Annotated in this window: 9 protein-coding genes; 6 read left to right on the top strand and 3 right to left on the bottom strand. The window is 66.3% G+C overall.

Features of this window, described 5'->3' with window-relative positions; all coding sequences use genetic code 11:
- Positions 1-244: 244 nt before the first annotated feature.
- Entirely contained in the window at positions 245-2,110 is a 1,866-nt protein-coding gene (locus tag CR919_RS16340) for an ABC-F family ATP-binding cassette domain-containing protein (RefSeq protein ID WP_099820896.1), read from the bottom strand.
- A gap of 333 nt (positions 2,111-2,443) precedes the next feature.
- Here CR919_RS16340 and CR919_RS16335 point away from each other — a divergent pair, with 333 nt between their 5' ends.
- From CR919_RS16335 to ybaL, 3 genes are all read left to right on the top strand, one after another.
- A complete protein-coding gene (locus CR919_RS16335) occupies positions 2,444-4,831 on the top strand; it encodes a TonB-dependent receptor (RefSeq protein WP_099820895.1) in 2,388 nt (795 codons plus the stop codon).
- 232 nt (positions 4,832-5,063) lie between these two features.
- A complete protein-coding gene (locus CR919_RS16330) occupies positions 5,064-5,618 on the top strand; it encodes a hypothetical protein (protein ID WP_133119629.1) in 555 nt (184 codons plus the stop codon).
- Between the two features lie 159 nt (positions 5,619-5,777).
- A complete protein-coding gene (gene ybaL / locus CR919_RS16325; protein WP_099820893.1) occupies positions 5,778-7,478 on the top strand; it encodes a YbaL family putative K(+) efflux transporter in 1,701 nt (566 codons plus the stop codon).
- Positions 7,479-7,961: 483 nt separating this feature from the next.
- Here ybaL and CR919_RS16315 read toward each other — a convergent pair whose 3' ends face one another.
- Both CR919_RS16315 and CR919_RS16310 read right to left on the bottom strand, forming a co-directional pair.
- Complete coding sequence (locus CR919_RS16315) at positions 7,962-8,849, bottom strand: GyrI-like domain-containing protein (protein ID WP_099820906.1); 888 nt, start codon at positions 8,847-8,849, stop codon at positions 7,962-7,964.
- Between the two features lie 84 nt (positions 8,850-8,933).
- Entirely contained in the window at positions 8,934-10,220 is a 1,287-nt protein-coding gene (locus CR919_RS16310) for an aminotransferase class V-fold PLP-dependent enzyme (protein WP_099820892.1), read from the bottom strand.
- A gap of 180 nt (positions 10,221-10,400) precedes the next feature.
- Here CR919_RS16310 and CR919_RS16305 point away from each other — a divergent pair, with 180 nt between their 5' ends.
- From CR919_RS16305 to CR919_RS16295, 3 genes are all read left to right on the top strand, one after another.
- A complete protein-coding gene (locus CR919_RS16305) occupies positions 10,401-11,135 on the top strand; it encodes a response regulator transcription factor (protein WP_099820891.1) in 735 nt (244 codons plus the stop codon).
- Positions 11,132-12,421, top strand: coding sequence for an ATP-binding protein (locus CR919_RS16300; RefSeq protein WP_099820890.1), 1,290 nt, complete (start codon positions 11,132-11,134; stop codon positions 12,419-12,421). Before CR919_RS16305 ends, CR919_RS16300 begins: the two co-directional genes overlap by 4 nt.
- Before the next feature lie 141 nt (positions 12,422-12,562).
- Positions 12,563-13,363 carry a MipA/OmpV family protein gene (locus CR919_RS16295; protein WP_099820889.1) on the top strand — a complete coding sequence of 267 codons (801 nt, stop codon included), beginning with the start codon at positions 12,563-12,565 and terminating at the stop codon, positions 13,361-13,363.
- Positions 13,364-13,424 lie beyond the last annotated feature (61 nt).

The following is a 13,424-nucleotide window of genomic DNA, read 5'->3' as shown; positions in this document are numbered from 1 at the left end:
CGGCAAACCCCTTTACACGGCCATCCGCGAACGCGGCCACAGCAGTACCGCCAGCTTCAACATCCTGGCCAGAAAGCTGGCCAAGATCGCCTGGGGCGTCTTCAAGAGCGGTCGGGACTTTGATCCAGCCATGCTGAAAGTGGGTCAAGCCTGCTTCCAGCAGGCTTGACCACAAACATAGGATCTCGGCTCTACACAGGACATTGGTCGCATCGCGTTGTGGGCCAGCGGCCGACACGGCCGGTTACGACTCCAGCAGTTCCATCCAGGCCGCTTCGGCCTTTTCCAGCTGCGCGGCGGTGGCTTCGCGGTCGCGGCCGAGCACCGCCATGCGCGTGGCATCGGCATAGTTGCTCGAGTCAGCAAGCTGCCGGTCCAATTCGGCCAGCACGCCTTCCAGCTCGGCGACCTTGGCTTCGGCACTGGCCAGCTTGTGCGGGTTGACCGGCTTCTTCTGCACCATCTGCGCGACCGGTGCGGTCTTGACCACCACCGGTTCCTCCACCTGCTCCATGCGTACCTTGGTGCCCTGCGCCTGCGGACGCGTGCGCAGCCAGGCGGCGTACGCGTCGAGGTCGCCGTCGAACGGTTCGACCACGCCATCGGCCACACGCCAGAAGGTGTCGCAGACCAGGCCGATCAGATGGCGGTCATGCGAGACCATCACGATCGCGCCGTCGAAGTCGGCCAGCGCTTCGGCCAGCGCTTCGCGCATTTCCAGGTCAAGGTGGTTGGTCGGTTCGTCCAGCAGCAGCACGTTCGGCTGCTGCCAGGCGATCAGCGCCAACGCCAGGCGCGCGCGCTCGCCGCCGGAGAAGCCGTCCACCGGTTCGAAGGCACGGTCGCCCGGGAAATTCCACTTGCCGAGGAAATCGCGGAACGACTGGTTCGGTGCGTCCGGGGCCAGATCGCGGAAGTGTTCCATCGGCGACTGGCCTTCATGCAGCGACTCGACCGTGTGCTGGGCGAAGTAGCCGATGCGCAGGTCCGGGTGCGCGGCGCGTTCGCCAGCGATCGGTGCCAGTTCGCCCACCAGGGTCTTCACCAGGGTGGTCTTGCCGGCGCCGTTCGGGCCCAGCAGGCCGATGCGCTGGCCCGCTTCCAGGCCGAAGCCCACGTTGTGCAGGATCACCGAGTCGCTGCCGTAGCCGGCCTCGACGTGGTTCAGCCGGATCAGCGAAAACGGCAGCTTGGCCGGCGGCGCGAACTCGATGCGGAACTCGCGCTCGGCGCGCACTGCTTCGGTACCGGCCAGCTTGGCCAGGCGCTTCATCCGGCTCTGTGCCTGCGCGGCCTTGCTGGCCTGGGCCTTGAAGCGGTCGATGAAGCTCTGCAGATGGGCACGCTCGGCCTGTTCCTTCTCGTGCGCGATCTGCTGCTGGCGCAGCTGTTCGGCGCGCTGGCGCTCGAAGTCGGTGTAGCCGCCCGGGTAAAGCTTGGCGCCGCCACCGTGCAGGTGCAGGGTGTGGGTGGCCACGTTGTCGAGGAACTCGCGGTCATGCGAGATCAGCAGCAGGGTGCCCGGGTACTTCAGCAGCCACTGTTCCAGCCAGTACACCGCGTCCAGATCCAGGTGGTTGGTCGGTTCGTCGAGCAGCAGCAGGTCGCTGGGCATCATCAGCGCGCGGGCCAGGTTCAGGCGCACGCGCCAGCCGCCGGAGAACGAGGACACCGCGCGGTGATGCGTTTCGGCCGGGAAACCGAGGCCATGCAGCAGCTTGCCGGCGCGCGCTTCGGCGTCGTAGGCGTTCAGCTCGGCCATGCGCGTATGCGCCTCGGCCACCGCTTCCCAGTCCTCGCGGGCGGTGGCTTCGGCCTCGGCGGCCAGCACCGCTGCCACCTCGACGTCACCGCCCAGCACGAAGCTCAGCGCCGGGTCCGGCAGCGACGGGGTTTCCTGGGCGACGCTGGCGATGCGGATCTTGCCGGGCAGGTCGACGTCACCCTTGTCGGCCTCCAGCTCGCCCTTCACCGCCGCGAACAGGCTGGACTTGCCAGCACCGTTGCGGCCGACCACGCCTACCCGGTAACCGGCATGCAGAGTCAGGTCGACATTGGACAACAGCAGCCGCTCGCCGCGGCGCAAGGCGAAATTACGAAGCGAAATCATGGGGGGAGGCGTCCATATAACCGAATGGAATGTGCTGGTAAGCACTGTTCCTGCGACGCAATTCTAGCGTTAACGAATACTTGACGCGCCCCGGGATGCGCGGCGGGCGACGTTCCTCTCTCCCACGTCCTGTCCGCGCGCCTCCCGGGCCCCTCCCCCGTCACTGCCTGTCGCAGCTAAATGGTTGCTGCTGCAACGTTTTTTCTGATGACAGGCATTTGACAGGCACTGAATATCCCGTTAATTCCTGTATTGCGCACCGCAACAACCGTCGTCCGCTCACCCCCGTGATGTCGATTCCGGTGCCATCCCGCCAACCGGAGCCCCCTCCCGATGACCCGCAAGACCAGCCTGATCGCCGCCGCCGTCGCTGTCGCACTCGGTGGTTCTCCGTTCGTTGCCGCCGCCCAGCAGGCCGGCACCGCCGCCAACACCCTGGATACGGTGATCGTCACCGGCACCCGCGTGGCCGACCGCACGGTCGCCGAATCGCAGTCGCCGATCGACATCATCACCCCCGAAATCCTGCAGTCCACCGGCACCGGTGAGCTGGCCACCGCGCTGTCGCGTGCCCTGCCCTCGCTGAATTTCCCGCGCCCGGCACTGACCGACGGCACCAGCGGTGTGCGCCCGGCACAGCTGCGCGGCCTGTCGCCGGACCAGGTGCTGGTGCTGGTCAACGGCAAGCGCCGCCACACCTCGGCGATGATCAACGTCAACGGCAGCATCGGCCGTGGCTCGTCGGCAGTGGACATCAACGCGATTCCGATCGCCGCCATCGAGCGCGTCGAGGTGCTGCGTGACGGCGCCTCCGCACAGTACGGTTCGGATGCCATCGCCGGCGTCATCAACATCGTGCTGAAGGGCAGCGGCAGTGGCGGCAGCCTGGCCGTCGACTACGGCCAATACTCGGCCGGCGACGGCAACAAGTACCAGCTGTCCGGCGATACCGGCGTGGAATTCGGCAACGGCCGTGGCCGCGTGCACGTGGCCGGCCAGATCAGCCAGCAGGACGAGAGCGACCGCGCCGGCCCCTACCGCGGCACCACGCCCAACACCGGCAACTTCCCCAGCGTTGGCCAGACCACCTTCATTGTCGGCGACCCGAAGGTCGACGCCACCGCTGCGTCGGTCAACGCCAGCTTTGATTTCAGCGACCACGTGACCGGCTATGCCAGCGCGCTGCTCAGCAACCGCGACATCACCTCATTCGCGTTCTACCGTTCGCGCAACCACAGCGGGCAGACCGCGCTGCTGGCGCAGACCTACCCGGACGGCTATGTGCCGCAGATCAACCAGTATTCCAAGGACCGTTCGCTGGTGGCCGGCGTCAAAGGCAACACCGACAACGGCTGGACCTGGGACCTGAGCCTGAACCACGGCGAGAACACCCTGGATTTCCACACCCGCAACAGCATCAACTACAGCCTGGGCGCCACCAGCCCGCGTTCGTTCTACGACGGCACGCTGAAGTACCAGCAGGACATCTTCAACGCCGACCTGACCAAGTCGCTGGACTGGGGGCTGGCCTATCCGGTCACGCTGTCCTTCGGCGGTGAGTACCGCCGCGAGAAGTGGGACCAGAACCCGGGTGAACTGAACTCCTACACCGGCACCGGCGCGCAGGGCTTCGCCGGCTTCACCCCGACCAACGAAGTGCACACCGACCGCCACAACTACGCGGTCTATGCGGGCCTGGAAGCGGACCTGACCGACAAGTTCTCCGCCGGCATCACCGGCCGCTACGAGGATTACTCGGACTTCGGCGACCGTTTCTCCGGCAAGCTGTCGGCACGCTACGCGTTCACCGACAAGGTCGCGCTGCGGGCCACCGCCTCCAGCGGTTTCCGCGCGCCGTCGCTGCCGCAGCAGGGCTACCAGGCGGTGACCAGCCAGTTCACCAACGGCGTGTTCGTCGAACGCGGCACCTTCCCGACCACCAGCCAGGCCGCACAGGCGCTGGGCGCTTCGCCGCTGAAGGCCGAGACGTCCACCTCCTACAGCCTGGGCCTGGTGCTGCAGCCGATCGACCGCCTTTACGTCACCGTCGATGCGTACCAGATCGACATCGACAACCGCATCGCGTTGTCGTCCAGCATCACCACCAACGCCGCCTCCAGTGCGCTGCTGGCCGGGCTGGGCCTGCCGCAGGTGACTGCCTTCTCGTACTTCACCAACGGCCTGGATACGCGCACCCGTGGCGTCGACTTCGTGTCCAGCTACACCGTGCCGTTCAGCGCCAGCAGCCTGGAACTGACCGCGGCGTACAGCTACAACGACACCGAAGTGCAGCGCGTGGGTGGCACGCCGGCGGTGTTCGGCACGTTGGGCCTGACCCAGTCGCTGATCGGCCGCGATGAGATCGGCCGCATCGAAGACAGCTACCCGCACGACAAGACCATCCTCAGCGGCACCTGGCGCTCGGACCACTGGGAGCTGGGCCTGGCGGCGACCCGCTACGGCAAGTTCACCGTGCGCAACTCGGCCACGGCCGCGCGTGACCAGACCTACGGCGACAAGTGGGTGCTGGATGCTTCGGCCAGCTACAAGCCGAGCGCGAACTGGACGCTGACGGTGGGTGCCGACAACCTGCTGAACGAGTACCCGGACCGCACCGAAGATCTGCAGAACTCGACCTTCGGCATGCTGCCGTACAGCAACTACTCGCCGTTCGGCTTCAATGGCGCGTATGTGTACGGGCGGATCAAGTACAACTGGTAAGCAGTAGCGGGAGTGCCGGGCCCTGCCCGGCGGTCATCCGGGCTGCGTCCGCGCCCGCCGGATTCCACGCCGGCGGGCGTTCTTCGTTCAGGTTGAGAGCTCTCGGAATTCTCACGGCTCCCTACCCTTGTATATTTGGAAGCTGACTTTCATACCGGCCTTGCCCCCATCTCCGCAGATCAGGGGCTATCCCGATTACATGCCCAACAGAACGCCTACGTTGCTTGCCTTCATGACCAAGTCAGACGAGGAGCAGTTCTCGCAGAGACTGTCCGCGCTGCTCCCTGATGTGACGTTTATTGACAGCTGCGACTGGCAGGAGCCGGTCCCACAACTGAAAAATTCGCTTTCAGAGTGCGGAAGCTCCAGTCCACAGCACGCCATTTGGAATCGATCGATCCTGGACGAGTCTGAGTACCGGAAAAGCTACGTTTTTCGAGTATTGGACTCGAATGCCTATTTTGGTGCGACGGTCGGCCCCGGCCTCATCCAGTACCTTCCATCACGGATGGCAGACTACGACCCTTCATGTCTTCGCCACGGGCGGCTCTCAGCCTCATATGATCCGAAGGCCGATCCGCGCACGGACCAGTTTGTGAAAACCGCGTTCCGGGTGCTAAAGAAAGGCGCAAAGAAGGTCTACCTGGTCGATCGCGCGACAGGAAAAATCTCGCAACGGCCAGAAGCAGGCCTCATCGCTTTGACAGATGCGGCCAAACGGTTCAACGGGGAGAATGGAAGGCACCTCACCCACCACGCACACGCGTTCTTTGTCGCGGAACCCTGAGCTTCGCGCCGGCCGGTAAGGGGGCGCTTGATGGGGTCCTGATGGGTCAGAGCCCATCCCACGCTAGAAGAGGACTTTGACCCTTTCTCATATCCGGGTTTGCCGTATCTGGCCGTATCGGTGAAAATCGGGTTACCCCCCTGTTTCCTGCGAGAGCCGATGCACCATGACACCGACCTGATCAACATCGTTGCCGTTGGTCTCGGGCTCGCCTTCATCTTCGGCGCGCTGGCCAACAAGCTCCGCTTGTCTCCTCTGGTCGGTTACCTGGTTGCTGGCATCTGCGTCGGTCCGTTCACCCCGGGCTTCGTCGCCGACCAGGCGTTGGCCAACCAGCTGGCCGAACTGGGCGTGATGCTGCTGATGTTCGGCGTCGGCCTGCACTTCTCGCTGAAGGACCTGATGGCGGTCAAGGCCATCGCCATTCCCGGTGCCATCGGCCAGATCCTGGTCGCCACCCTGCTCGGCTGGGGCCTGGCGGCATTGATGGGTTGGCCGGTCATCCACGGCGTGGTGTTCGGTTTCGCGCTGGCCACGGCCAGTACCGTGGTGCTGCTGCGCGCGATGGAAGAGCGCCGCCTGCTGGAAACCCAGCGCGGCAAGATTGCGGTCGGCTGGCTGATCGTCGAAGACCTGGCCTGTGTGCTGGCACTGGTGATGATGCCGGTGATGGCCGGGGTGTTCGGGCCCGACGCGGCCAACGAACACCACACCATCGGCAGCGTGCTGGCCAGCATCGGCTGGACGTTCGTGCAGCTGGGCCTGTTCGTGGCGGTGATGCTGGTGGTCGGGCGCCGGGTCATTCCGTGGATCCTGGAGCGCATCGCCGGTACCGGCTCGCGCGAACTGTTCACCCTGTCGGTGCTGGCGATCGCGCTGGGCGTGGCGTTCGGTTCGGCGATGCTGTTCGGTGTGTCGTTCGCGCTGGGCGCGTTCTTCGCCGGCATGCTGCTCAATGAATCCGAACTCAGCCACAAGGCGGCCAGCGATTCACTGCCGCTGCGTGATGCATTCGCGGTGCTGTTCTTCGTTTCGGTGGGCATGCTGTTCAATCCCGGCATCCTGATCGAGCACCCGTGGCAGGTGCTGGCCACCGCCGGCATCATCATGTTCGGCAAATCGGCGGCGGCGTTCTTCATCGTGCGCGCGTTCGGCCATCCCACCGGCACCGCGTTGACGATCTCGGCCAGCCTGGCGCAGATCGGCGAGTTCGCCTTCATCATCGCCGGCCTCGGCGTAACCCTGAAGATCCTGCCGCCCACCGGCCAGGCGCTGGTGCTGGCCGGCGCGCTGATCTCGATCATGCTCAATCCGCTGGTGTTCGGTCTGCTCGACCGCTGGCTGCTGAAGCACCAGGAAACCACGCCTACGGCGGTGGAGACCGAGCTGCCGCCAGGACCGTCGCTGGACCTGCACGACCATGCCATCGTCATCGGCTACGGCCGCGTCGGCAGCGCGCTGGCACAGGTGCTGCGCGACCGTGGCGTGCCGGTGATGATCATCGACGACAACAAGGAACACGTGGCCGAAGCACATGCGGCGGGCCTGCCCGGCATCCGCGGCAGCGCCGCGTCGGACAAGGTGCTGGCCGAGGCCCATCCCGAGCGCGCCAAGATCGCGGTGCTGGCGATCCCGCAGCCACTGGAAGCCGGTGAGACCCTGGCCAAGCTGCGTGCGATCAACCCCAACCTGACCCTGCTGGCGCGCGCGCACAGCGATGCCGAAGTGAAGCATCTGCTTGAACATGGTGCCGACGGCACGGTGATGGCCGAGCGCGAACTGGCCTACTCGCTGGCTGAAATGGTGATGGCGACTCCGCCGTATCGCAGTCTTGGGCAGCACAGCATTCCGGTGGTGTGAGGGGTGTGCGGCAGGGCTGCGCCCTGCACCTGCGGTGGCAACTGCAACTGCCGAAGCAACAGCCAGAGCTGGCTTCCTGCGGGATGGCGGGGTGGGTCCGGTTGCGGGGGGCGCTGCAAGTACGTCCCTGTAAGCTCGGTCGCCGCATCCATGCGGCCCACGCCCCCGCAACCGGACCCACCCCGCCTTCGACAGGTTCCCACTGCTGTTGGTAAATGCTCTTGGTGGGTGTCGACCTTGGTCGACACGTCGATCCACGTCATGCGTGGATGTTCTTCGTTCAATCGTTGAAAAATCGATTTCGATTGAGATTCATCCACGCATGGCGTGGATCTACCGGGGTTGGTTGCGCCCAAAAGAATCCCCGGCCGACCCGCATCGGCCGGGGATGATATCGCCACGCCCTTGGAGAGCGTCTCTACCGTAGCGCGTTCCTGCAGCGGTGGTGATCGCCTGTGGCGATGACAACCAAGCCGGTGGCTATCAGCCGGCCAGCGGCAGGCAGACGTCGGCGCGCAGCTGGTGCGCAGGCACCTGTTCGGGATCATCGAGGAAGTGGAAATACAGGGGCGCGTCGGCAAGCGCGTGCCCACTGTCCGGCCACCAGTCGCGCAGTAGTGCGTCACCCACCGCCTGCAGCTGCTCATAGGGGCCGACGTGGTGGACAACCGCATGCGGTCCGACCCCGAGGGCCTGCCGCCGCAGCGGCGATGACAGTGGCGGCAACCCCGTGGCAAATCCCATGCCGCAGTCGAAGCGATGCGCCCGTGCCGGTACGTCACGGTGGTCATCGATGGCGATGCCCACCAGATGCAGCAGATCGTCAGCCAGGCCCTGCGTCTGCGCCCAGTCGAACAGGCGACCGAAGCTGGCGTCGAGATCACCGAAGGCACCCTGTGCGCGCAACAGCACGACCTCGAATGGCTGCAGCGCGCGCACTTCCACCTTCAACGGGGCGACGGTCTCTGCGTCCACGTCGGCCGGTGGCTGGGCCAGAACGTGCTGCCATTGCTGCCGCAGCGCTGCATCGGCACGCAGCGCGCGCGGGGTGGTATCCAGGCGCTGCCGGCAGCGCCGCGCCAGGGCCTGAGCGCTCTCGTAGCCTGCGGCCAACGCGGCGTCGGTGACGCTTGCATCAGGCTGCTGCAGCGCCTGCAGGGCGTTGAGCAGACGCAGGCGATCCAGCGTCTGCCCCGGGCTTTCACCGGTCAGCGCCCGGTACAGGCGCTGGAAGTGATAGGGCGACTGATGCGCCACTGTCGCCAGCGCGGTTACATCCGGCAGCGCCTGCTGCTCACGCAGGCAGGCCTGCAGATGGTCGATGACCCGTTCGATTCCCTGCGCCTGGCGCAGGCCTGCAAGCCGTTTCATGACCATCTCCCATCGAGGACATGGCTGCGATCGTGCCTGATCCGCCGACCGCGCGCGTAACCGATCCTGCGCGATTGCCTGCCCTCAGGTGCCGGCCAGGGCCTGTTCCAGGTCAGCGCGCAGGTCACCGATGTGCTCGATGCCGATCGACAGGCGTACGGTGTCCTCGCTGACCCCGGCCCTGGCGAGCTCGGCGGCATCCAGCTGGCGATGGGTGGTCGACGCCGGATGGGTGGCCAGCGACTTCGCATCCCCCAGGTTCACCAGCCGGGTGAACAGCTTCAGTGCATCAAGGAAACGCGCGCCGGCAACGCGCCCGCCGGGCAGGCCGAAGGTCAGCACGCCGGAGCCGTGGCCGCCCAGATAGCGCTGTGCCGCCGCGTGCTCGGGGTCTTCGGGCAACCCGGCATAGCGCACCCAGGCCACCTTCGGATGCGCGCGCAGGTACTGCGCCACGGCCAGCGCATTGGCGTTGATCCGCTCCATGCGCAGGGCCAGGGTCTCGATGCCCTGCAGGATCAGGAAGGCGTTGAACGGTGACAACGCGGCACCGGTGTTGCGCAATGGCACCACCCGCGCACGACCGATGTACGCCGCCGCGCCGAGCGCCTCGGTATAGACCACGCCGTGATAGCTCGGATCGGGCTGGTTCAAGCGGGCGAAGCGTTGCGGCTGTGCCGTCCAGTCGAAGCGGCCGGAATCGACGATCGCCCCGCCCAGGCTGGTGCCGTGGCCGCCGAGATATTTGGTCAGCGAATGCACGACGATGTCGGCGCCATGTTCGAACGGGCGCAGCAGGAACGGCGTGGCCACGGTGTTGTCGACGATCAGCGGCACGCCCGCCGCATGCGCGACCTCGGCGATCGCGGCGATGTCGGTGACGTTGCCGCGCGGGTTGCCGATCGATTCAACGAACACCGCCTTGGTGCGCTCGTCGATCAACGCGGCGAACGCGGAAGGGTCGGCCGGATCGGCAAAACGCGTCTGGATGCCGTACTGCGGCAGCGTGTGCGCCAGCAGGTTGAGGCTGCCGCCATACAGCGCGCTGGCGGCGACGATGTTGTCGCCAGCCTCGGCAATGGTCTGGATTGCATAGGTGATCGCCGCCTGCCCGGAGGCCAGTGCCAACGCGCCGATGCCCCCTTCCAGTGCCGCCACGCGCTGCTCCAGCACGTCAGTGGTGGGGTTCATGATGCGCGTATAGATGTTGCCCGGCACCTTCAGGTCGAACAGGTCTGCCCCGTGCTGGGTGTCATCGAATGCGTAGGCCACGGTCTGGTAGATCGGCACCGCCACCGCGCGCGTGGTCGGGTCGGGGCGATAACCGCCGTGCACGGCCAGGGTTTCCAGTTGCCACTGCGGATCGCTCATTGCACCAGGCTCCATCCGGGGAAACGTCCACCATAGGCCACCCTTCACACGCCACTGAGAGCCCCTGGCGATGACGCCAGTACCTGCGGTTATCAGGTTGCCCAGGATTCAGGCAGTCGTCATGGGCCGTTGCTAGGCTTCGCCGCCGGGCCCTTCGACCCGGACAAGGACGCCCTACCGATGCAGCCCTCCCCGTGGACTCCCGCCGCTGGCAACCCGACCCAGGTGCTGCTGGTCGAGGACGATCGCCGCCTGGCCGAGCTGGTCAGCGACTACCTGCGCGAACATGGATTTGCCGTGCAGCACGTGCCGCGTGGCGACCTGGCCAGCGCGGCCTGCCGCCAGCACGCGCCGGAACTGGTGGTGCTGGACCTGATGCTGCCTGGCCTCGGTGGCATCGATGTGTGCCGGCAGATCCGCAGTTTTTCCGACGTGCCGATCCTGATGCTGACCGCGTGCGAGGACGATATCGAACAGGTGCTGGGCCTGGAGTCCGGCGCCGATGACTACGTGCACAAGCCGATCGAGCCGCGCCTGCTGCTGGCGCGCCTGCGCGCACTGCTGCGCCGTCGCCATGGCAGCGGCCCTGCCGGCGTGCCGTGCCGGCTGATGCATGGCGAACTGCTGATCGATCGCGTGCAGCGCGAGGTTCACCTGCATGGGCAACCGGTGGAACTGGGCACCACCGAGTTCGAGATCCTCTGGCTGCTGGCCAGCCAACCCGGGCAGATCCTCTCGCGCGACCAGATCCTGCAGGCGGCGCGCGGCATCGGTTTCGATGGCCTGGACCGCAGCGTGGATGTCTGCATCGGCAAGCTGCGCCGCAAGCTGGGCGACGATGCGCGCGAACCGCGCCGGATCAAGACCGTCTGGGGCCGTGGCTACCAGTTCAACCCATCGGCCTGGTCGGCGTGAAGCGGCTGTTCCTGTGGTTGTGGTTCGTTACCGGTGCCTGCCTGCTGGTGTCGGTGTTCAGCCTCAACCATCTGCTGGACCGCATCTACACGCCCCTGCAGGAACGCGTTTTCGTCGAGCAGGTCCGCGGCCAGGTGTACGCGCTGCGCAGTGGGCTGGCCGGCCTGGACCACCCGCAGCAACAACAGCGCCTGGCGCAGTGGCAGCCACACTACGGCATTGCCCTGTCGCTGCTGGATGCACCGCCGCTACTGGATGACGAAGAGCGCAGTGCCCTGCGCGGGGACGGCTTCATCGTCCGCGACCGCTACCAGCAGGTGCTGCTGCCCATCGAGGGTGCTGACGGACGCTGGCTGCAACTGCGATTTCCCGGCGAAGTGCAGATGACCCTGTACATGACCATCGCCGCGTACCTGTGCATCCTGCTGCTGGTCGGCGCCTGCCTCTATGCCTGGGTACGCCTGTTGTGGCGCGACCTGGAGGCGCTGCGGGGTCATGCAGACCGCATCGGTGCCGGCGACCTGCAGGCGCGTGCGCAGGTATCGCCGCGCTCGCAGATCCGCGTCATCGTCGAGCATTCCAACCGCATGGCGGCGCGCGTGGCCGAACTGGTGCAACGGCAGCGCGATCTGACCCATGCCATTTCCCACGAGCTGCGCACGCCGATCGCACGCCTGGCCTTCGGCCTCGACCTGATGCAGGACAGCAACGATCCGGCGCGGCGGGCCCACCTCGCTGCCGGCCTGCATGGCGATCTGGCCGAGCTCAACCGGTTGGTCAGCGAGCTGCTGGCGTACGAGCGGCTGGAGCATCCCAACGATGCCGAGCCCATGCAGCGGATCGAAGCGAACGACTGGCTGCAGGCCTGCATGGAAGACGCGCGGCGCGATGCCGAGCGCGCAGGCCTGGTGCTGCAGGTGTGGCCCAGTGCGCTGCCACGCGTCGATGCCGAGCCACGGCTGCTGCAGCTGGCCCTGAGCAACCTGGTCGGCAACGCGATGCGTTATGCACGCACCCGTGTGGAGGTGTCACTGGTCAGCGTGGCCGGCAAGGCCTGCCTGCGCGTGGACGACGATGGCCCCGGCATCGCCGAAGCTGATCGCGAGAAGGTGCTGCGCCCGTTCACTCGTCTGGATGACAGCCGCAGCCGCGACACGGGTGGCTTCGGCCTGGGCCTGGCCATCGCCGGGCGCATCGCGGTTCGTCACCACGGAGAGCTCCGCGTGGGACGCGCGACCCTCGGTGGCGCGCGCCTGGAAATGCACTGGCCAATGGCTGCCAGCTGAACGGCGCAGGCCGCGCTTACAGTTGCTTACAACTCCCGCACAACTGCGGACGGATTGGTCGCTGGCGTCCCGCCACGCTGGCGACCCTGCAGCACGCGCCGGATGCGCGCGCTGCACTTCCTCCCAATGCAGAGAGTTGCCATGTCCCACCTTCGCCGTTTCCCCACCCTGCTCGGCCTGGCCGTGCTGCCGTTGTTCGCAGCTTCCGCAGCGCATGCCAAGGATGACCAGTGGACCTTCGAGCTTGCTGCCGGTGGCGGTGTCGCCCCGCGTTACAGCGGCAGCGAGGAATTCCAGGCAGCCCCCACACTGTCCTTCGACGTGACCTCGCCGGGCGGCTGGTTTCTGGGTACCAGCGGTGCGGGTTGGGGTACGGCGATCGGCGAACACACCCGCGTGCGTGCCTACGTCGGTGGCAGCGGCAGCCGCCGCGAGAAGAACTCGATCCTCGGCGGCTCGGACTTCCTGCGTGGCATGGGCGATATCGATACCCGGCCGCTGGTCGGCCTGGCGGCTGGTTATACGCTGGGTGAGGCGGTGCTGAGCGGTTCCTGGCAGTACACGCTGAAAGACGACGACAAGGGCGACAACGGCCTTGCCACCCAGCAGATCCACCTGAACCTGGAGATGCCGTTGTTCGATCTGGCCGGTGGCGTGGTCAGCGGCAGCGTGTCCACCGACTACGGCAACCGCGGCTACATGCAGACCTGGTACGGCGTCAGCCCTGACCAGGCCGCTCGCACCGGTTTCGCCCAGCACAAGCCCAAGGCTGGTCTGGTCAGCGCCGGCCTGGGCATGAAATGGAGCCATCGCGCCGGTCGCAACGGCAACTGGTACATCGCCGTGGAAGGCACCCGCCTGCTGGGCGATGCGGCAGACAGCCCGATCGTGCAGAAGGCCAACCAGTTCGGCTTGATGACCGGGTATACGCACCGGTTCTGAGACTTGCCGGCAAGCGCCGGATGCGGCCGGTCGCTACAACCGAAACGGGGCGCTGCACTCA

It is taken from the genome of Stenotrophomonas sp. LMG 10879, from assembly GCF_002750935.1.
GTDB lineage: Bacteria > Pseudomonadota > Gammaproteobacteria > Xanthomonadales > Xanthomonadaceae > Stenotrophomonas > Stenotrophomonas lactitubi_B.
Note: the sequence above shows the minus strand (reverse complement) of the source record. Positions and strands in the feature narration are given on the sequence as shown.